This window comes from Prevotella sp. AM34-19LB (genome assembly GCF_003468525.1).
In the GTDB taxonomy this organism is placed as follows: Bacteria; Bacteroidota; Bacteroidia; order Bacteroidales; family Bacteroidaceae; genus Prevotella.
Genome location: NZ_QSIG01000134.1, coordinates 1 through 695 on the forward strand (window position 1 = coordinate 1; position 695 = coordinate 695).

General features: G+C 46.6%; 1 protein-coding gene. It reads right to left on the reverse strand.

What is annotated here, in order from left to right; genetic code table 11:
• Window positions 1-189: 189 nt before the first annotated feature.
• The coding region (locus DW830_RS15560; protein WP_147487293.1) for an ABC transporter ATP-binding protein at window positions 190-695 on the reverse strand (506 nt) is incomplete at its 5' end.

Consider the following 695-nt stretch of genomic DNA (forward strand, 5'->3'; position numbering starts at 1 on the left):
ATGACCAGTGCCCTATTGCGTTTAAGCAAGAAAGGCTACATCATCCGAAGTGACAGATATGAAATAGAAGACCCATTCTTCAGGAAATGGATACTCAAGAATATGATTGGGTAAGATTATATACTGAGAAATCGCCAGCGAAGCTTTACTACTGCTTCGCTGGCGATTTTATTCCATATCAAACGCATTTTAGTTTCCCAATTCCAACTGATTCTTTACAAGGTTATAATATGCCCCTCGATTGGCGGTCAATGACTCATGGTTGCCTACCTCAACCACCTTTCCCTGGTTGAGGACTACGATTTGGTCGGCATTCTTTACCGTACTCAGGCGATGAGCAACAATCACAACCGTCTTGCCTTGATAGAACTTATCCAAGTTCTCCACGATATTACGCTCATTGTTAGCATCGAGCGAGTTGGTTGCCTCGTCCAGGAAGATATAGTCAGGATTCTTATAAACAGCTCTCGCTATCAGGATGCGCTGCTTCTGTCCCTGGCTCAGTCCTACGCCATCACGCCCAATCTTGGTGTTGAACTTCAGCGGCAAGGCCATCACATAATCCTTGATGCAAGCTATCTCAGCGGCTCTCATCAAACGGTCTTCATCTATCTCTGCATCATCCACAGCTATGTTGCGCCCGATGCTCTCCGAGAAGATGACACCCTCCTGCATCACCACGCCACACTGTCGGC